This is a genomic window from Pseudoclavibacter helvolus (genome assembly GCF_049707175.1).
Classification (GTDB): domain Bacteria; phylum Actinomycetota; class Actinomycetes; order Actinomycetales; family Microbacteriaceae; genus Pseudoclavibacter; species Pseudoclavibacter helvolus_A.
On the sequence record NZ_JBNAFM010000022.1, the window covers coordinates 34240 to 50826 of the forward strand.

Genomic DNA, 16587 nt, shown 5'->3' on the forward strand with positions numbered 1-16587 from the left:
GGCCCCGCGCCGCCCTACACGCGCTCGAACACCGCCGCGAGGGCTTGGCCGCCGCCGATGCACATGGTCTCGAGGGCGAGGGTGGCGTCGAGGGCGGGGAGTTCGTTGGCGAGGGTCGCGAGCATGCGGATGCCCGTGGCACCGATGGGGTGGCCGATGGAGATGCCGGAGCCGCGCGGGTTGAGGCGCGAGTCTTCGGCGTCGATGCCCCAGTCGGCGAGGCATGCGAGCACCTGCACGGCGAAGGCTTCGTTGAGTTCGATGACGTCGAGGTCGTCAAGCCCGAGGCCAGCCCGCGACAGGGCGAGCGAGGTCGCGGGCACCGGCGCGACCCCGAACAGCCGCGGGTCGTTGCCCGCGACGGCCCACGAGACCAGCCGAACCGACGGCGTGAGCCCAAGTGAAGCGGCACGCTGTGGCGTCGTCACGACGCACGCGGCGGCCGCGTCGTTCTGCCCGCTCGAGTTGCCGGCGGTGACGGTGGATGCGGGGTCCTTCTTCCCGAGGATCGGCCGCAGGCGGGCAAGGGCCTCGAGCGTCGAGTCGGCGCGCGGATGCTCGTCGCGGTCGACAAGCACGTCACCCTTGCGTCCTGGCACGGTCACGGGCACCAGCTCGGCGTCGAACGCGCCGGATTCCTGGGCTGCGACCGCGCGCTGGTGGGACTGCAGGGCGAAGCGGTCCTGCGCGTCGCGCGAGATGCCGTACTGGGCGCGCAGCAGCTCGGCGCTGCCGACGTTGCCGTCTGGGCTCGGGTAGTTGACGCCGCCGACGGTCTCGCGTCCGCGGGCGAGTGCGTCGTGCAGCATGAGGCCGGCGGGCGGGGTGCCGCGGCGGCCCTGCTCTGTATAGAGAGGAGCGTTCGACATCGACTCGGCGCCGAGCGCGACGACCACGTCGGCGACGCCCGTCTGCACCTCCATGGCCGCGTTCATGACGGCCTGCAGTCCGGAACCGCAGCGGCGGTCGAGCTGGTACCCGGTTGTCGTGATCGGGAAGCCCGCATCCAGCGCCGCAACGCGCCCGAAGGCCGGCGACTCCATCGAGGGGTAGCCCTGCGCGGCGATGACCGAGTCGACGGCGTCAACGTCGAGGCCGGTGCGCGAGACGAGCGCTTCGAGCACGGCGACGCCGAGCGCGCGAGCCGAGAGCGGTGCGAGCGATCCACCGAGGCGCCCGACCGGCGTGCGCAGGGGCGAGCAGATGACGACTTCGCGGAGTTCGGTCACGCGGCACCGCCGGTTGCCGAGGTCGCGGGAGCTGAAGCTGCGGGGTCTGCAGCCCCAGTCCCGGCGAGGGCGGACGACAGCGACTCGGCGACCGTGAACGCGGCACCGGTCGCATCCCGAACTTCGTCGACCGTCACGCCGGGCGCGAGCTCAACGAGCACAAGCCCCGATTCCGTCACGTCGAGCACGGCGAGGTCGGTGATGATGCGGTCGATGCATCCCTTGCCGGTGAGGGGCAGCGTGCACTGCTCGACGATCTTCGGCGACCCGTCTTTCGCGACGTGCTCCATGACGACGAGCACGTGTTCGGCGCCGTTGACGAGGTCCATTGCCCCGCCCATGCCCTTCACCATCTTGCCCGGCACGGCCCAGTTGGCGATGTCGCCGCTCGCGGAGACCTGCATGGCCCCGAGAACCGCGTTGGTGACGCGGCCGCCGCGGATCATCCCGAAGCTCGCCGCCGAGTCGAAGAACGAGGCACCGGGCAGCACGGTGACGGTCTCCTTGCCGGCGTTGATGAGCTTCGGGTCGGCCTCACCCTCCCACGGGTACGGGCCAACACCGAGGATGCCGTTCTCGGAGTGCAGCACCACCTCGATGCCGTCGTCGATGTAGTTGGGGATGAGCGTCGGCAGCCCGATGCCGAGGTTCACGTACGAGCCGTCCTTGAGTTCCTTCGCGGCGCGGGCGGCCATCTCGTTCCTGGTGAGCGGCATCAGGCGTGTCCCTTCGAGTCAGTGGAGGAAGCGGATGCGGCGGATGCGCCGGCTGCAGCGGTGCCGGATGCGCCGCCTCCTGTGCGCGGCCGCACGGTGGTCTTCTCGATGGGCAGCTCGCCGGCTTGCTCGGGCGTGAGCACCACGACGCGGTCGACGTAGATGCCGGGCAGGTGGATCTCGTCTGGCCCGAGCTCGCCGGGTTCGACGAGTCGGTCGACCTCGGCGATCGTGATGCGCCCGGCCATGCCTGCGAGGGGGTTGAAGTTGCGGGTCGACTTCTCGAAGCGCAGGTTGCCGTGCCGGTCGCCGACGGCGGCGCGCACGAGCCCGAAGTCGGTGCTGATGGCGGTCTCGAGCACGTACTCTTTGGCGGTGCCGAAGACGTCGAAGGGTCGCTGTTCTTTGGGCTCGCTCACGAGTCCGACGGTGCCGTCGGCGTTGTAGCGGATGGGCATGCCGCCCTCGGAGACCATCGTGCCTGCCCCGGTCGCCGTGTAGAAGGCGGGGACGCCAACGCCGCCGGCGCGCAGGCGCTCGGCGAGCGTGCCCTGCGGGGTGAGCTCAACCTCGATCTCGCCGGAGAGGTACTGGCGCGCGAACTCCTTGTTCTCACCGATGTAGCTCGCGATGACGCGACGGATGCGGCCCTCGGACAGCAACTCGCCGAGCCCCCAGCCGTCGACTCCACAGTTGTTAGAAACGACCTCCAGGCCGTCGACGCCGAGCGCCTGGATGGCGCGGATGAGGGTGATCGGCACGCCGGAGAGGCCGAAGCCTCCGACCGCGAGCGACGCGCCCGCCGGGATGTCGGCGACGGCGTCCGCCGCGGAAGCGTAGGTCTTATCCACGTTCTGCTCCTTCGTTGGGGCTGGAATCTTGATCGTTGGCGGCGCCAGTCCCGGCGGCGGCGCCGGAACCGGCATCCGCGTCCGCGTCGAGCTCCGCGAACACCTCGCGGGCGATGCCGAGGGCCGCGTTGGCGGGGGGAAGGCCCGCGTAGAGGGCGGTGTGCAGCATGACCTCGGCGATCTCGGCGCGGGTCAGGCCGTTCGTGAGGGCGGCGCGCACGTGCATCCTGATCTCCGCTTCGTGCGATCCGGTGACGAGGCTCGCGAGGGTCGCGATCGAGCGCTCCCGGCGTGAGAGTTCGTCGCGCGCCCAGATGTCGCCCCACGCGGAGCGGGTGATGAAGTCCTGGAACGGCGCCGTCTCTGCGGTGGTGCGGGCGACGGCCCGGTCGACGTGCGCGTCGCCGAGCACCTCGCGGCGCACGCGCATCCCCCGTTCGTGCGCGTCGGCGTGCGTCGATTGGCCGTGCGCGGCGGATGCGCGCAGGTGCGTCGCGAGGAGGCGCGCGGCGGCGTCGGGGTCTTCGAGCGCGGCGAGGTGGGCGGTGCCCGCGATGGTCGAGTGGTAGCCGCCGGGGATGCGCTCGGTGAGCGCCTGCATGGCCTCGGGCGTCGTGACGGCGTCGTGCTCGCCGCTGACGACGAGGGTGGGTGCGCGGAGCTCGCCGACGGATGCGGTGCGGTCGAAGGCGGCGAGCGCCTCGTTGCAGCGGGCGTACGATTCGTCGTCGATGTCGATGAGCGTGGTGAGCGCGCGCGCCGCCGCAGACAGGGGGTGCTGCTCGAGGAAGCCCGGCGCGAACCAGCGCTCGGCGCTCCCCGTGACGAGCGACGCCGTGCCGGATGCGCGGACTGCTGCGGCCCGCTGCTCCCAGCCTTCGGCGGTGCCGATCTTCGCGTCGGTGCAGAACAGGGCGAGCGTCTTCACCCGCTCCGGGTGCGCAAGGGCGAGCTCGAGGGCGATGGCCCCGCCGAGCGAGAGCCCGGCGAGGTGGAACGCGCCGCCGCCGGCTTCGTCGACGACCTGCAGCACCGCATCCGCGAGCTCGGCGATCGTGAACGGCTCTCTGGCTGCCGGGCTGGAGCCGTGACCGGGCAGATCGATGCGGAGGATGCGCAGCGAGCTGCCGGGCGTCGAGGCGCGCAGGGCTTCGACGGTGCCGTCCCAGAGCGCCATGGTGGTGCCGAGCGACGGCAGCAGCACGAGCAGCTCGTTCTGCGCCGCTGGTTTCGTGCCGGGGGCGAAGGCGCCCCGGAGCCGTGGAATCGTCATGCGTGTTCCTCGTTTCGCGAGCGGAAGTCGGTGTCGGAGGCTGGGGCGGCGGAGGCTGGGGCGGCGGAGGCTGGGGCGGCGTCAGACGCACGGTCACCGTCGCCGGTCTCGCCGTCGCCGCCTGCGTCCTGGTACAGGAACCGGCTGATGGCCGCGTTCACGACCCGGTTCGACGCTTGCAGCGTGACCTGGTCGGCGCCCGCGATGGCCGAGTCGGCCAGGTGGTGGCGGGCCGTCTCGCGCTCGACTCGCACCCCTTCGAGGGATGCGGCGAGCCGGCGCGCAGACACGCGCGCGAGCTCGACGAGCCGGCGGAGCGCATCCCATTCGGCGTGCCATTCGCCGGCGGGCCGCTCGTCTTGTGAGATCGCGGCGGACGCGACGGTGGCCAGGAGGCCGGGCGCCTGCAGGGCGTTGGAGACGACGACGACCGGGGCGACCGGGTTCTGCTTGTGGGGCATCGCCGACGAGCCGCCGCCGCCCGCGAGCGAGAGTTCGCCGACGCGCTCACCGGAGGCGGTGATGAGGTCGCGGCCGATGCGTCCGAGCGCGACCAGCACGGCCGCGGCGGCGCTGGCGACGGCGAGCACCGGGGTGCGTTCGGCGTGCCAGGCGCGGCGGGGGTCGTCGAGGCCGAGGCCCGAGGCGAGGTGCGCGCGCAGGATACTCGTGGTCTGCGCGCCGGAACCGAGGCGGTCGGCCGCTTCGCCGGTGCCGACCGCTCCCCCGAACTGCACGGGGAAGCTGAGCGCGTCGATGGCGGCGATGGCGGATGTGACGCCGTCGAGCCAGCCCGCGAACTGCGCGCCGATCGTGCTCGCGGCGGCTTGCCGGCCGAGCGTGTAGGCGACGCGGGGTGAGCGGCGTTCGGCGTCGGCGAGGCCCTGGAGGCGGGTGCCGGCGAGGGTGAGGTCGGCGCGCACCGCCGCGAGCGAGTCGCGGGCGCGCAGCATGCTGGCGGAGTCGACGATGTCCTGGCTGGTCGCACCGGCGTGCAGGCGCGGCGCCTCGATGCCTGCGGTGGCGAGGGATGCGCGCAGCTGGCGGACAAGCTCCGGCACCATGACCCCGTCGTCCTCGAGGCCGTCGCGGAGGGCGTCGGCGTCGAGCTCCGCGGACTCGACGGCCTCCGCCGCGGTGCTCGCGTCGCGCGTCTCGAGCGCCGCCCAGGCGCGCAGCAGTTCGGCCTCGACCACGAGCATCCCGCGCACGAGCTCGTCGTGGCCGTCACCGCTGCCGAATCCTGCCCCGTCGCTCGAGCCGCCGGACGCCGCCCGGCTCGCACCCCAGCCCACGCTCACAGCTCCTGCCCGAAGTTGAAGAAGACGGTCTCGCCGTCGCCCTGGAGGCGGATGTCGAGGCGGTAGCTGCCTGGCGCATCCGGTGCCGCGATGAGGGTCGCGCGGCGCTCGGGTGCGAGGCCCGCGAGCACCGGGTCTGCGGCGTTCTCGTCGGGCTGGTCGCCGAAGTAAGCGCGCGTAAAGAGGTGGTGGAGGAGGCCGCGCGCGAAGATCGTGACGAGCAGGTAGGGCGCGGCGCCCGCATCCCGTCGCCCCGGCTTGATGGTCGTGAACGAGTAGTGCCCGTCGCGGTCGGCGGGCGTGCGCCCGAAGCCCGTGAAGGCGTAGCCGTCGCGCTCGAGGCTGCCGCGCTGCGCGACCGGGGCGCCTTCGGCGTCGAGGCCCCAGAGCTCGAGGATCGCATCCGGCACCGCATCGCCAGCCCCATCGGTGATGGTGCCGTGGAGGCGGATCGCGTCGGCCCGCCAGGGCGCGGCGATCTCGCCGCCGCGCGCATACGGGAGTGCGTAGCCGTAGAAGGGGCCGACGGTCTGCGAGGGGGTCTGGCCGAGCGGCGCAGCTGTGGTGGGTTCAGGCATGGTCGTCGTCCTCCGGTTCCATCCACGTGGACTTCGAGCCGGTGAGCACGATGTCCCACTTGTAGCCGATCGCCCATTCGTGCTCGCTGACGTCATGGTCGTAGTTGGCGACGAGTCTGGCGCGCGCGGCTGGGTCGACGATGGACTGGTAGATCGGGTCGAGCGCGAAGAGCGGGTCGCCGGGGAAGTACATCTGCGTGATGAGGCGCTGCGTGAACTGCGTGCCGAACAGCGAGAAGTGGATGTGCGCGGGCCGCCACGCGTTGCGGTGGTTCTTCCACGGGTACGCGCCGGGCTTGATGGTGGTGAGGCGGTACTCGCCGTTGTCACCCGTAATGATGCGGCCGACGCCCGTGAAGTTGGGGTCGAGGGGCGCCGGATGCTGGTCGCGCTTGTGCACGTAGCGTCCGGCCGCGTTGGCCTGCCAGATCTCGACGAGCTGGCCGCGCACGGGGCGGCCTTCGCCATCGAGAATGCGGCCGGAGACGATGATACGCTCGCCGATGGGTTCGCCGTTGTGCTGGATCGTGAGGTCGGACTCCTCGGCGGCGACGTCGGTATGCCCGAAGGCGGGCGAGACGAGCTCGATCTCCTCGGGGTCGGCGCGCACGAGCTGATGCGTGGGGTGGCGCAACGCGACGGAGCGGTAAGGGGCGAAGTCGCGCAGCGGGTGGCTGCGGGCCTCATCCGCGTGCGCCGCGTGGGTGTCGGCGATCTGCCGGGAGATGAACGACTGGGTCACGAGGGAGTCAACGGGGCCGTCGAGCTGCTCGGGCCGCTGCTTCTCGCCGCCCCGCTGCACGCTCGCGCCGTCCTGCGGGCCGCTCATCGTGCATCCACAAACGGAAGGCCGGCGTACTGCTCGGCGAGGCTGACCTGGGCGGCGTGCGAGGAGGTGACGTAGCGGATCTGCCCGAGCTGGCGTTGGAAGTCGAAGGCGCTTTGTTCGGCGGATCCGTCGGCCGGGTGCACGTGGAGCATGTCGGTCATCCACTGCGAGAAGTGCTGCACTTTCCATTGCCGGTCGAGGGCTTTGTCGCTGTACTGCTCGAGGCCCGTGTCGTCGCCCGCGTAGTGGGCTTGGAGGGCTTCGGCGAGGAGGGCGACGTCGGCGATGGCCGAGTTGAGGCCTTTCGCGCCGGTCGGGGGCACGATGTGGCCGGCGTCGCCGACGAGGTAGAGGCGGCCGTGGTTGAGGGTGGAGACGACGAAGCTGCGCATGGGCAGGATCGATTTCTCGGTGATGGGCCCCTCTTTGAGGGTCCAGCCTTCGGTGCCGAGGCGTGTTTGGAGGGCTTCCCAGATGCGTTCGTCGCTCCAGTTGGCGAGGTCGTCGTCGGGGCTGACCTGCAGGTAGAGGCGGGAGACGGTGGTGGAACGCATGGAGTGCATGGCAAAGCCGTCGCGGTGGAGGGCGTAGATGAGGTCGTCGGTGGAGGGGGCGACGTCGGCGAGGATGCCGAGCCACGCGAAGTCGTAGACGCGTTCGGCGACGTCGAGGGTGCCTTCGGGGAAGCTGCGGCGGCACACGCCGTGGTAGCCGTCGGCGCCGATGATGTAGTCGCAGTCGAGGGTGTTGCGCTCGCCGTTCGGGTCGGTGTAGGCGACGGATGCGCGGTCGCCGTCGATCTCGATCGGCTGCACGTCGGTGGCTTCGAAGACGAGTTGCGAGCCGAGTCGTTCGTGTTCTTCGACGAGGTGGTGGACGAGCGCCTGCTGGCCGTAGATGGTGACGGTGCGGCCGGTGAGTTCGGCGAAGTCGATGTGGTGGCGTTCGCCTTCGTGCTGGAGGTAGATGCCGTGGTGAGTGAGGCCGTTGGCCTTGAGGTCGGCGTCGAGGCCGAACTTGGCGAGGAGGTCGACGGAGTCTTGCTCGAGCACGCCGGCGCGGATGCGGCCGAGCACGTACTCCCTGCCGCGCGCCTCGAGGATGCGGTAGTCGATGCCCGCCTGGCCCAGGATGTGGCCGAGCAGTAGGCCAGCTGGCCCGGCTCCGATGATCGCCACCTGCGTGGACTGCCGGGCGCCAGTGTCGGCGGCCTGGGCGGGGCTCTCGTCGCTCGTCATCGAACGCCTCTCGTCGTTGGGAAGGATGCAACGAGTGTGCGCGGCGGGCGGATGCGGTGGGTGAGGCTTTCCACTGAGTGGAAGGTTCGAGAAGTTACGAACGCAGGCTTATGGCGAGATCAAGGTGTCTTTCGCACCCACTCAGCACTGTCGCAAAACCAATGTCGACTACACGAATCCGGCCGGGAAGTTCTGACACATAGTTATGAGAATCGAGCCGCGCGGCCCCGCGCGGGAACTGGGCCGGGGGTCACTCCAGAGGTGAGACGTCTCGAAACCCTAGGGTTTCGAGACGCGCCCAGGAGGGGGTGGTTGAGTTGCAACGCGAGAGGTTGCGCGGTGTGACCTTCCGTGGGCCGAGGAATCTAGACGTGAGGTGCGTACGGGCGTGAAGTCCTGATGCAGCGAGGGTGCAGTTGTTGCAGCGACGCTCCCGCGACTTCCGGTTAGATACTGTGGTCTTACGATGATCGACTCGATTTTGGGACTTCTGTCGCCTGATCAATGGGACGCCTGGCGGGGGTGGTTGACGACCGTCGGTGGTCTGGTTGCCTTGTTGATCGCGGCGAACACGTACCGCCGTAACGGCAAAATCAAGCGCGAGGAACAAGCGAGACTCGTCTACTCGAAATTCACGCACGTCGAACATCACGAGAAGGGCGCCACGTTCGAACTGAACGCCAATGGTGCTCAGGTCGGCATCCTCACCCCGGGTGTCGAGATCGTCGCTAGTACCGGCACCGACGGAACAGTGAAGCACGAAGGCCTTGCGCTTGCCCCACTCATCCAGACGACCGTAGTGATCCACAACGGAAGTAAGGAACTGATTGGTCCCGCGCGGGTTCAGATGGTGAACTCTGAACGCACTTGGGATGAGTTCTCCATTACGGCGCCAAGTGTGGAGCCCGAAACTGACTACATCGTTGAGTTCATCTGGACCAACGAGGTTCATCCCGCTCAGGCGCCCCTTGGGACCACGGTGATCTTCAGGGATGCTAGTGGTCAGTGGTGGCGGCGCTACGGTGCTGAACCAATTGAGATCGTCCACGCGGACCCTGAGAATGAGGGCCTGACTGCGGTCGAGCGAGCTAAGACTCGGGAGCTGCAGGCGTTGCAAGGGATCGCAGAGGAGCTCAGGGTGAAAGAACCGGAACTCACCTGGCGAGTTCGCTGGTATCGGTTCGGCCGCCGGCTTCGTGGGAAGAATCCGATTCCTTAGATACCGACTGCGTCGAGACGGCGCCATGCAGGGGTGTCCCATAACTCCACTGTCGCGAAGCCCATCTGTTTCGCGAACCTGAGGACGGGGGCCAGTCGGTCTGGGTGTGGGTTGCTGGATGGCGGCTAACACCGCGGGGCTCTGCGTGCTGGAGTCGACGCGTCATTGCTGGTCAGCGTTCGTATCAGTATTGATAATGATACTGTTTGAATATGGTCTCCTCGTCTGCGCTCTTCCATCCCATCCGGCTTCGTATCGTCCAGTCGTTGTTAGCGGGTGACGAGCTGACGCCTCACGAACTGCATGGGCGGTTGAGCGATGTTCCGATCGCTACCCTGTATCGCCATATCAAGCACCTGCTCGAGCACGAGCTCATCGAGGTCGCGGACGAACGTCGTGCGCGCGGTGCGAGTGAGCGTTCGTACCGCGTTAGTGCGAGTCTGGCGAACCCAAGTTCGGATGAGTTGCGGTCGCTGTCGTCTGAGGAGCTGATGACGGTGTTCACTGTCTTCGTCTCTGGGGTCATTCGTGATTTCGATACGTACGTGGAGGGTGAGGCGCGGGATCTCATCGACGATCGGGTGAGCTTCGCGCAGGCGGATTTCTGGGCGACTGATGAGGAAGTGGATGCGTTTTTCGCATCGGTCATGGAAGCGCTTGGGAAGGTTTTGGCGAATCAACCGGGTGCGGGTCGTCGCCGTCGCGCGCTGACGACGATCACGCTGCCCCGCCCCGAGATCGACGGTGTCTGATGTCGACAATCGGGCAGTTCACCGCAATTGCGGACGGGCTCGTGGTTGGGTACGGCACGACTCCGGTGCTCGACCCCGTGGACGTCCGTATCGGGGTCGGTGTGACGGCGCTTCTTGGGCGAAACGGCGGAGGGAAAACCACGCTGATGCGCACGATCTGCGGCATCATTCCCGCCCTTTCCGGCACAATCTCCGTGCTGGGCGAAATCATCGCAGACGGGGCCGCGGTACGGACGCGAGTGGGGTACCTCGGCCACGAGCTCGCGGTGGCTCGCGCTTTGACCGTGCAGCAGAATCTCATGTTCTGGCGCGACATCTCACGTGCATCGGCACGTGCCAGGATGCGCGGGATTGATGAGATTGTGGCTCAGTTCGAGTTGAGGCCGATCTTGCATCGGCGGGTGGCGTCCCTGAGCCGCGGACAGCGTCAGCGTGTCGAGCTTGCGCGTATGAGCATGAGCGATCCAGAGTTCGTGGTGCTCGACGAACCGCTGACCGGGCTCGATCCTCTATTCGCTTCCCAGGTCCGCTCACTTCTTCGTTCTTGGGGAGAGACGCGAACTGTGCTGTACTCCACGCACAGCGTGCCCGAGGCGTTGGCGCTCGCCGATCGATTCCTGGTCGTGCGAGGTCGTTCGATCGTGGAGCTCGGCGGTGATGGATTCGCTGTCAGCGAGCAGACCATCCTGCGGCATCTGCAGGTTGCCGCGTGACGGGGCGAAGGGTGCGTCGCTCGCTCGCGATCCGCGCGTTCACTCAGCGGGCTTGGATACAGCAAGGAGCCGCGCTGCTCTTGTTCTCGATCGGTATCGGGGCTGGGGTGGGTTTTCTAACGTGCCTAGTTGGGCCGGGAGCGAATGCGTTGTCCGGGGCGGACGGCTTGATACCTGCTGGACTGGCCGAGTTGGCGACGGCGCGAGATTCCGCGGGGGCAGTTCTTCCCGTGGCTTCCTTCGTGTTCTCGCTGACGCCCATTCTCCTGGGCTCCCTTGTCTCGATCATCGCGACGTTGACGTTGCCCGGTGTCGTCGCAGACGACGTGCAGGGCGGTGGGATCGAAGTGTTGCTGGCAGGGCCCTTGCCGCGTCGGGACCTGTTCCTGTCCTACCTCGCTGCCGGCTGCGTCCTTGCTGCCGTGTCGTGGCTCGCAGCGACGCTCGCATTCGCGGCGACGACCGCCGCTTCGCTGATTGTCACCTCGACGGTGGTGGATGTGACGCTCCCCTTCGTGCTTGCGCTCATTGTCCTCCCGCTCTCGTTGGGATTATGGTCTTCGGCCGTCACCCTGTTCGGCGCTCTCTTCCACCCGCGCAGTCTCGAATCGCGGGCTGGCATGAATGGTGGCCCGATACGACTTCTTGCGATCGCCCCCTCCCTGCTTGGCCTCCCTACCATAGTGCTTCTCCCGGATCTGGCCCTCCCCGCCCTCGGGGCGATGTTCCTCGGCGCCCTGGCAGCCAGCTTGCTCACGGTTCACCTCATAGCGCGCGGCTTTCGAAGTACCCGCATCCTCGGCAGCTGACCACGTCTCCCCAGAATGGACACCCCATGAATCTCGACTTCGACCTGGTCGTCCCGCTCCTCCCGCTTCTTGTCCTCTTGATCCTGCTTCTTGGCTGGTGTCTCGTCGATCTGATTCGGCGCCCCGAGGTGCGATATCTGCCCAAACCGGTTTGGGCGCTGATCGCGATCGTCGTGATCCCGTTTGGCGCCATCGCCTACTTCATTCTCGGCCGTACTTCGGAAGCCCCTCTGAGTGACGAGGACCTCCGATGAACACCAACAACGTCGCGCTCCAGGTCGATCGCATCACGCGCATCTTCTCCAACGGCACGGGGATCCGCGACCTCACGTTCCAGGCGAACGGTCAGGGTGTCACCGCCGTCATAGGTCCGAACGGGGCTGGCAAAACTGTCCTTTTCACCATCATCGCGGGGCTCGCCTCCCCCGATTCCGGACAAGTCGTGTCGCCACCCGGTACGCGAACGGCGTACTGCCCCGATGTCCCCGAGTTCGAGTCGTGGCTCACGGCCCGCGAAGTGGTCGAAAACTCCGCGTTGATGTCCGGTGCACGCAGCAGCATCGCGCCGCGGGAAGCCCTGCGGCTCTGCGGGTTGAAGAAGGTTGAGGCACGCCGTGTCGCGGACTTCTCTCGAGGGATGCTCCAGCGCCTCGGTCTGGCGTCTGCGCTGGTGCTGGATCCTGACGTGCTCATCCTCGACGAACCCAACAGCGCGCTCGACCCCATCGGCCGTGCGGACATCCGAGCTGTGCTTGAGGAGCAACGAAAGCACCGGTGCATACTCCTCTCCAGCCACCTACTCAGCGAAGTGGAACACCTCGCTGACCAAGTGGTAGTCCTGAACGAGGGGCGCCTGGTCTCGTCCGGAACGACGGCGCAGCTGCTCACACGCGCCGCCAGTCCCACCTGGAACATTCGGCTGAGCTCAGCGCTCACCGCAGAGCAAACGCGCACATCGGAAGAGGCACTCCTCTCACGATTCCCGACGGCACACATCCGGTTCCTCACCGACGCGATCTGTCGGGTGCAGTTCCCGAGCTTCGAACAAGCGGACACCGAGCTCCCTCGACTGATCGCCGAGCTGCCCGCGCCACTCCTCGAGGTTTCACTCCAGGATCGAGATCTGGACGCCGCATTCGCTCGGATCATCGGAGGTACCCGCTCATGAGACAGACCGTTCTTGCCTCCGCAAACACTGAGATCCGCCGCCTCACGCGGTCGGGGCTCCTGCTGGGTCTGATCGTCGCGTTCATGTTCTTCGGCCTGTCGGCACCAGTGCTCGCAACCCATATGCAGGAGATCTTCAGCGCAGCTGCCAATACCGAACAGATCAGCATGACCGCTTCAGCAGCCACCCCAGCCGACGGGATCGCGCTCTACAACCAGAGTGCCATGCAACTCGGCCTCATCCTGTCCGTTGCCACCGCGATCACATCGCTGACGTGGGACACGAGACCCGGCTCGTCAATCTTCTACCGCACTCGCGTACGAACGCTGTCATACCTGACCGTGCCCCGCCTTGGGGTCGACGGGCTCGCGGCGGTGGCGAGCTACACCCTTGGCCTCGCGTGTGCTGGCATCGTCACCACTGCGGTCATCGGGCCGCTGTCCCCGACGCTCATCGCAACAGTCTGGGTTTCCTCATCCTTGTATCTCGCGATGGCCATGAGCATCGGCTATCTGCTCATGACCGTCTTCCGCCGAACCGCGGCAACTCTCGCAGTGTCCGTGGTCCTGCTCCTCGCGCTGCCCCTCCTCAACCAAGTGGGCGGAACAGCAAGCTGGACACCCACGGCCCTTCTCGCGCAGACAGAACTCACTACGCCACCCCTGCTCATTACAGGAACCGTGATCATTGGTTGCGTACTGGTGGCAGAGAGGATCGCAAGACAACAGACGCTCCGTCGCGATGCCTAAACACCCTTCGAAGGAGGACGCCCTAATCTCCTTGGGCGGGACGCGGCTATCCGCGTGTCAACAACTATTGGCAGTCCGAGACACGGTGGCCGCCAGTTGATGCCGAGCTGTCCCCGAGGAACTCTTGTCTGCGAGATCGGCACCGGGGGCGGTTCCGGCAGCCGGCATGTCTCAAAACCTTCTTGTCGCAAAACCCATGGGTTTCGCAACACTCCTGGCGGCGGTGAAGGGAGGTGGGAGCCTCGCGCCCGCAGCACGAGACTCCACGCATCTGGCCCGGCTCAAACGGGCTGCCACTCTCGCCATGCTGCGGGCAGGACGCCCCCCGTGAGGAGTGAAGGACGCCTTGGGCAGACGCTAGGAAAGTATCGCTCGCTCCCCCGCCATGCGCAACGGCCGAAACTCTAGGGTTGTGAGAACTCCCAACGGTGATTGCGTCGGCCGCCGAACTGCGGGATGACCATAGTTGTCATGTAGAGCTCTCGTTGCAGATCGGTCGCAAGGCTCAGGCCTCGCTGGCACCACGTGTCCAGTGCGTCGAGGTCGGTGCTCTCGGTGAAGGGGTTGCCTAGCTCTTCCCAATGGGCGGCCCATTCGCGGAGGCGGTCAGCCAGTTTCGGTGTGATGTTGAAGTGCTCGGGGTCGACGGCTCCCTTGTCTGCCCATAGGAAGCAGTCGAGGCCCCGTTCCGGGAAGATGCGCAGGTGGCGGAGTTCGCCTGCTCTTCGGAGGCGGGCGTGCTCGATGGCGTCGCTGTCTGAGATGCCGTCGGGGACGATGAGCTCAACTTGGGTCACTGGGTCCAGGAGGCGGTGTGACATGTCCCCACTCAACACCACTCCCGGTCGTGCTCGGTTGGTCGAGTTCATGTTCCGCGCCTGGTCGGTCACTCCCTCGGTCTCTAGGTTCTAGTGAGACGCCGCGAAACCTATGGGCTATGTGCCAAAGCGCAGGGGTCGGTCACGCTGGCTCGCTTCGTCTACACCCGCTGCACTCTTCGTACGCAGGAGGGCATTACCGTGCGTACAGTGTTGGCCATGAGTTTCCGATTGAGGGTCGCATCTGGCCTCGTGTTATTTGGCTTGACTGGTTCCCTGGTGGCTTGTACTCAAGGCGGCTCGGTAGATGAGCCTGAAGACACCTCAGCATCTGCAGCTGCTGAGAGCGCTCCGTCCAGCGGATCGTCAGGTGCTCTGGAGGCAACAGCGACTCCGGAAGCATCCTCTCCACCTGAGGTTGGCAGCGCCGCGGCGATCAGTGTTTGTGGAGATGCGCTCTACTACTTCTACCTCGACAGCACTTTCAACGACCGCTTCAACCTCGATGATGTCCGGGTCGAGGGAAACCGGTACGTGTTCGAGAACCAGAGTGCAAACTACGACTATCTCCCGGGGCATCCTTACGCGTCAGACCCCGAGCTCGCTGCCTACGTTGACACGCTCGTTGTTGACAACGACGCTGACATCTGGTGCGAGCAAGAAGGCGAGACCTTCAACGTCGGCTTCGTCGACGGTGAGAGCCAGATGGCCGTCACGATGGCGGACCTTCAACGGCAGTTCGACGTCGCGGATCAGAAGGTTCGAGAGATCCAGGGACTCTCCTAGCTGGCGTCAGCTGTCCGATGGCCCCACGTGCAGTGACCCACTGCGTGCATCAGGGGAGCGACCGCGAGACATCTCAAAACACATTGGTTCTGGAAATTCAGGTGGCCGGGGTGCCTCGGCGTTTGGGGTTTGGGTCCGTGCTTGGCCAGACGCTCTCCGCGACGGGACCAACGGTGCGCAATGCTCGTCGTACTGCTGTTTCCATGTGCTCCACGTGTCGAATCTGGTTGCCATAGAAAGCGATGAACTGTCTTCCGACTCCGTGAATGACTCCGATCAGATGAACTGCCAGCTCGACGACTACTGCTCGCGGGGCGCTCAGACCGGAGATTTTGCCCTCGTCGTCTGTCGTCACGAAGGTGTTGAGGCCTGGACGGTGGGCATGGGCGATGGATGACAGATCGGAGTAGTACTCACGTCCCCCGTCGTCGCCGAACTCAGCATCGAGCATGGCTGCAACCATCACCGATATGTCCGTACGGACTTGTGGAGGTAGCTGCAACCGAGTGAGTTCGGCGGCGTAGAACGCTCGCTTGGCCGCTGGATCCACAGGGTCCCCGTCTCGTGTGTGCACGGTTCCGTTCAAGAGCTCGGAGTAGCGCAAGTCTGAGCGCAGGAAGCAGAGCGTCCGATACATGAAGTCCTCGTCACTGCTGTGTGAGAGAAGGTGCCATGTGCGGGCGAGTGATTCATGGGCACCACGCGCGACCGTCGCTAGGGCTGTGGAGCGGACTGTAGGGGTACGAACGAGCGCGACAAATCCGCGAACATGGTCGAGTGCAGACATGTTGGCGTACTGCATGGTGATGAACCCATCAAGTGCGTAGCCCCTCTCTGCACTTCGCCAGAGGCGGTCTGCGGTGCTGCCCTGAGGTGGCGGGTCTGAGGCCGTTTCGAACGTTATGAGCTCGAGCGCGCGAACGAGCAGGAGAAGCGCCTTGGTGACTCGTGCAGAGTCATCTTTTGAGAACTCCCTGGGTCCGCTGGTGCCGGGAGTTGGGTCAAATGATGGCCGCTGCGGGGTTGGTCCGGCGGGGTCGTTGGTGAGGTCCGGGGTCTCTGAAGGCGTGATGGTCGCGACGGGATCTTTGGTCATGGGGAGACTGACTCTATGACTACCCGGTACTGTCGCGCGGCCCGCTCTGGACCCGAGACCCGGCGGGTGTCATCAGTGCCTCGCCGGCACGAAGCGAAGATGAAGGTAGTTTTGTCCTGGTTCCGATTCTGATCACCTCAAATACCGGTGGCGTGCTGACCGCGTTCCGGGTTCTGTCAAGACACTGGATCCGGTTCCTGGAACTCGAGCGTGAGCATCCCGCGCCGGGTGTAGCTAGATGGCTCGGCGGTAATGTCGGCGTGTAGTAAACCATTAGGTTTCCGAGACACCATGGCAGCTTGTTCATAGCGCGACCACTCCCCCGAGAATCTGGGGGTGAGCTTGTCTCGAAAACTCATCTCGTCAAGAATCGTCTCAGTAGCCACTAGCTGTATTGACCCGTGAGGTTGTGAACACGGTCTGAGGGGCGTTGGCCGCCGATCCCGGTGTGGGGTCTGTGGT

The 16587-nt window shown here is 66.3% G+C and carries 18 protein-coding genes; 8 read left to right on the forward strand and 10 right to left on the reverse strand.

The features are described from left to right. Window positions 1-14: 14 nt before the first annotated feature. The 8 genes from ACPYN9_RS15325 to ACPYN9_RS15360 are packed head-to-tail and all read right to left on the reverse strand — an operon-like array spanning window position 15 to window position 8015. Window positions 15-1229, reverse strand: a complete 1215-nt coding sequence (locus tag ACPYN9_RS15325; protein WP_424467414.1) for an acetyl-CoA C-acetyltransferase — start codon at window positions 1227-1229, stop codon at window positions 15-17. Next, on the reverse strand, window positions 1226-1945 hold the full coding sequence (locus ACPYN9_RS15330; RefSeq protein WP_424467416.1) for a CoA transferase subunit B: 720 nt from the start codon (window positions 1943-1945) through the stop codon (window positions 1226-1228). The genes ACPYN9_RS15325 and ACPYN9_RS15330 overlap by 4 nt, the downstream gene beginning before the upstream one ends. Next, on the reverse strand, window positions 1945-2796 hold the full coding sequence (locus ACPYN9_RS15335; protein ID WP_424467418.1) for a CoA transferase subunit A: 852 nt from the start codon (window positions 2794-2796) through the stop codon (window positions 1945-1947). The genes ACPYN9_RS15330 and ACPYN9_RS15335 overlap by 1 nt, the downstream gene beginning before the upstream one ends. Continuing rightward, window positions 2789-4069 carry a 4-carboxymuconolactone decarboxylase gene (gene pcaC / locus ACPYN9_RS15340; RefSeq protein WP_424467420.1) on the reverse strand — a complete coding sequence of 427 codons (1281 nt, stop codon included), beginning with the start codon at window positions 4067-4069 and terminating at the stop codon, window positions 2789-2791. Before pcaC ends, ACPYN9_RS15335 begins: the two co-directional genes overlap by 8 nt. Next, the gene (locus ACPYN9_RS15345) at window positions 4066-5370 is read right to left on the reverse strand and encodes a lyase family protein (protein WP_424467422.1); all 1305 of its coding nucleotides are present in this window, start codon (window positions 5368-5370) and stop codon (window positions 4066-4068) included. The genes pcaC and ACPYN9_RS15345 overlap by 4 nt, the downstream gene beginning before the upstream one ends. Continuing rightward, entirely contained in the window at window positions 5367-5948 is a 582-nt protein-coding gene (gene pcaG, locus ACPYN9_RS15350; protein WP_424467424.1) for a protocatechuate 3,4-dioxygenase subunit alpha, read from the reverse strand. The genes ACPYN9_RS15345 and pcaG overlap by 4 nt, the downstream gene beginning before the upstream one ends. Continuing rightward, window positions 5941-6777, reverse strand: coding sequence for a protocatechuate 3,4-dioxygenase subunit beta (pcaH, locus tag ACPYN9_RS15355; protein WP_424467426.1), 837 nt, complete (start codon window positions 6775-6777; stop codon window positions 5941-5943). Before pcaH ends, pcaG begins: the two co-directional genes overlap by 8 nt. Next, window positions 6774-8015: a 4-hydroxybenzoate 3-monooxygenase gene (locus tag ACPYN9_RS15360; RefSeq protein WP_424467428.1), complete on the reverse strand. Its 1242-nt coding sequence runs from the start codon at window positions 8013-8015 to the stop codon at window positions 6774-6776. Before ACPYN9_RS15360 ends, pcaH begins: the two co-directional genes overlap by 4 nt. Window positions 8016-8481: 466 nt before the next feature. Here ACPYN9_RS15360 and ACPYN9_RS15365 point away from each other — a divergent pair, with 466 nt between their 5' ends. The 7 genes from ACPYN9_RS15365 (at window position 8482) to ACPYN9_RS15395 (ending at window position 13425) form a co-directional block, all read left to right on the forward strand. Further along, window positions 8482-9234, forward strand: a complete 753-nt coding sequence (locus tag ACPYN9_RS15365; RefSeq protein ID WP_424467430.1) for a hypothetical protein — start codon at window positions 8482-8484, stop codon at window positions 9232-9234. Window positions 9235-9446: 212 nt separating this feature from the next. Next, the gene (locus tag ACPYN9_RS15370) at window positions 9447-9986 is read left to right on the forward strand and encodes a helix-turn-helix domain-containing protein (RefSeq protein WP_424467432.1); all 540 of its coding nucleotides are present in this window, start codon (window positions 9447-9449) and stop codon (window positions 9984-9986) included. Continuing rightward, window positions 9986-10699 carry an ABC transporter ATP-binding protein gene (locus tag ACPYN9_RS15375; protein ID WP_424467434.1) on the forward strand — a complete coding sequence of 238 codons (714 nt, stop codon included), beginning with the start codon at window positions 9986-9988 and terminating at the stop codon, window positions 10697-10699. Before ACPYN9_RS15370 ends, ACPYN9_RS15375 begins: the two co-directional genes overlap by 1 nt. A gap of 80 nt (window positions 10700-10779) precedes the next feature. Beyond that, the gene (locus tag ACPYN9_RS15380) at window positions 10780-11508 is read left to right on the forward strand and encodes a hypothetical protein (protein ID WP_424467436.1); all 729 of its coding nucleotides are present in this window, start codon (window positions 10780-10782) and stop codon (window positions 11506-11508) included. A 26-nt stretch (window positions 11509-11534) separates the two neighbouring features. Then, complete coding sequence (locus ACPYN9_RS15385) at window positions 11535-11762, forward strand: PLD nuclease N-terminal domain-containing protein (RefSeq protein ID WP_424467438.1); 228 nt, start codon at window positions 11535-11537, stop codon at window positions 11760-11762. Beyond that, entirely contained in the window at window positions 11759-12676 is a 918-nt protein-coding gene (locus ACPYN9_RS15390) for an ABC transporter ATP-binding protein (RefSeq protein ID WP_424467440.1), read from the forward strand. Before ACPYN9_RS15385 ends, ACPYN9_RS15390 begins: the two co-directional genes overlap by 4 nt. 83 nt (window positions 12677-12759) lie before the next feature. Continuing rightward, window positions 12760-13425, forward strand: coding sequence for a hypothetical protein (locus ACPYN9_RS15395; RefSeq protein WP_424467442.1), 666 nt, complete (start codon window positions 12760-12762; stop codon window positions 13423-13425). A 404-nt stretch (window positions 13426-13829) separates the two neighbouring features. Here the strand turns inward: ACPYN9_RS15395 and ACPYN9_RS15400 are convergent, their stop codons facing one another. Next, window positions 13830-14246 (reverse strand): hypothetical protein, encoded by a 417-nt coding sequence (locus ACPYN9_RS15400; RefSeq protein WP_424467444.1) that lies wholly within the window; start codon window positions 14244-14246, stop codon window positions 13830-13832. Window positions 14247-14462: 216 nt separating this feature from the next. On the opposite strand from ACPYN9_RS15400, the gene ACPYN9_RS15405 reads away from it, so the two are divergent. Beyond that, the gene (locus ACPYN9_RS15405) at window positions 14463-15029 is read left to right on the forward strand and encodes a hypothetical protein (RefSeq protein WP_424467446.1); all 567 of its coding nucleotides are present in this window, start codon (window positions 14463-14465) and stop codon (window positions 15027-15029) included. A gap of 97 nt (window positions 15030-15126) precedes the next feature. Here ACPYN9_RS15405 and ACPYN9_RS15410 read toward each other — a convergent pair whose 3' ends face one another. Continuing rightward, on the reverse strand, window positions 15127-16125 hold the full coding sequence (locus ACPYN9_RS15410) for a hypothetical protein (RefSeq protein ID WP_424467448.1): 999 nt from the start codon (window positions 16123-16125) through the stop codon (window positions 15127-15129). Window positions 16126-16587: the final 462 nt, after the last annotated feature.

Excerpts from the sequence above, each read along its gene's own strand:
- ACPYN9_RS15410 (WP_424467448.1), bottom strand. The coding sequence starts at position 16,125 with ATGACCAAAGATCCCGTCGCGACCATCACGCCTTCAGAGACCCCGGAC.
- ACPYN9_RS15385 (WP_424467438.1), top strand. The coding sequence starts at position 11,535 with ATGAATCTCGACTTCGACCTGGTCGTCCCGCTCCTCCCGCTTCTTGTC.
- ACPYN9_RS15330 (WP_424467416.1), bottom strand. The coding sequence starts at position 1,945 with ATGCCGCTCACCAGGAACGAGATGGCCGCCCGCGCCGCGAAGGAACTC.
- ACPYN9_RS15360 (WP_424467428.1), bottom strand. The coding sequence starts at position 8,015 with ATGACGAGCGACGAGAGCCCCGCCCAGGCCGCCGACACTGGCGCCCGG.
- ACPYN9_RS15370 (WP_424467432.1), top strand. The coding sequence starts at position 9,447 with ATGGTCTCCTCGTCTGCGCTCTTCCATCCCATCCGGCTTCGTATCGTC.
- ACPYN9_RS15375 (WP_424467434.1), top strand. The coding sequence starts at position 9,986 with ATGTCGACAATCGGGCAGTTCACCGCAATTGCGGACGGGCTCGTGGTT.
- ACPYN9_RS15395 (WP_424467442.1), top strand. The coding sequence starts at position 12,760 with ATGTTCTTCGGCCTGTCGGCACCAGTGCTCGCAACCCATATGCAGGAG.
- pcaH (WP_424467426.1), bottom strand. The coding sequence starts at position 6,777 with ATGAGCGGCCCGCAGGACGGCGCGAGCGTGCAGCGGGGCGGCGAGAAG.
- ACPYN9_RS15390 (WP_424467440.1), top strand. The coding sequence starts at position 11,759 with ATGAACACCAACAACGTCGCGCTCCAGGTCGATCGCATCACGCGCATC.
- ACPYN9_RS15365 (WP_424467430.1), top strand. The coding sequence starts at position 8,482 with ATGATCGACTCGATTTTGGGACTTCTGTCGCCTGATCAATGGGACGCC.
- pcaC (WP_424467420.1), bottom strand. The coding sequence starts at position 4,069 with ATGACGATTCCACGGCTCCGGGGCGCCTTCGCCCCCGGCACGAAACCA.
- pcaG (WP_424467424.1), bottom strand. The coding sequence starts at position 5,948 with ATGCCTGAACCCACCACAGCTGCGCCGCTCGGCCAGACCCCCTCGCAG.
- ACPYN9_RS15405 (WP_424467446.1), top strand. The coding sequence starts at position 14,463 with ATGAGTTTCCGATTGAGGGTCGCATCTGGCCTCGTGTTATTTGGCTTG.
- ACPYN9_RS15400 (WP_424467444.1), bottom strand. The coding sequence starts at position 14,246 with ATGTCACACCGCCTCCTGGACCCAGTGACCCAAGTTGAGCTCATCGTC.